Source organism: Martelella alba (assembly GCF_005217455.1).
Taxonomy (GTDB): Bacteria; Pseudomonadota; Gammaproteobacteria; order Enterobacterales; family Enterobacteriaceae; genus Acerihabitans.
Genome location: NZ_SZPQ01000147.1, coordinates 1 through 979, shown reverse-complemented (window position 1 = coordinate 979; position 979 = coordinate 1). Strand labels below are relative to the sequence as shown.

Genomic DNA, 979 nt, shown 5'->3' with positions numbered 1-979 from the left:
TAGGGTAATTGACCGTCATCCATAATGGCGCGTCTGCCGGCACCAGCGTTTCATGCCCGGTATTGATTACCCGCCCAAAGCGGAGTAATTCGAACCCGGCACTTGGGCTCTCCTTATAATTCCGCATCGCGGTTTTATAGAGATTGTATTCGTAGTCTTTGCCATCAGCATTCACCAGTGGCTCGCCAAGCAGATCATATTTCCCATCAACCTGCGTATTTTTCTGCCGGGTCACCATGGTGCAGCTTCCCTTTTCCAGCGTCATGCTGACATAAAGGGGGAGTGTACTGGTATGGCATTCGCTAAGCCCGTTAGTGGAAGTGCTGTTATGTGCCGGCGCTCTGTCATAAAACTTCGTTCCGGCCGGAAGATAAAAGTGAATATCACCATAAACTGCATCGGTTCGGCCATCTTTCGACACGTCCAGTTCACGGGTCTTTCTGCCTGTGAGTTTGCTGATGTTGTCGTCATCGCAGAATATCTGGAAATGGAACGCATTCACCCCATCCACCATACCGGGAAGGCCTAACGGATCCTTACGGTAAACCTTTTCACCGGCTTTAACGGTTTCGGCCAGCGACTTCAGGTGCATGTAAAGTGAGTAGAAAATCACTTTTGCTTCATCACCGCTGCCGATCTCGGTTTCATGCTTTATCAGCACATATCCATCATCGCTGCCTTTGGCATCGGGTTTACCGGCGTTGAGGTTCAATGGCGCCAGGTCTCGTTTGTCGGAGCTGTTGCGCAGTGAAACGACAGTACCATCCGCAATTGCCCGAACGCGCTCGGCAGGTCTGCCAGCGTCAGTCTGACGGATGTGTATCCCGCCATGCCACGACCCATAACCATTCACCGGGAAATCACGGCGGTCAACTACGGTCATGACTCTTTCAATCCAGGCTGCATCAGTTTCATGGGCATCTTTCGCTTTCAGAAACGGTGGGCTGATAATCATAAACTGACTCCTTGTCAGGAAAAG

At 51.1% G+C, this 979-nt stretch carries 1 protein-coding gene; it reads right to left on the bottom strand.

All coding sequences use genetic code 11. From position 1 onward, the window contains the following. On the bottom strand, positions 1-955 hold a 955-nt coding region (locus tag FCN80_RS26125; protein WP_230492985.1), incomplete at its 3' end, for a M23 family metallopeptidase. Between the last annotated feature and the right edge of the window lie 24 nt (positions 956-979).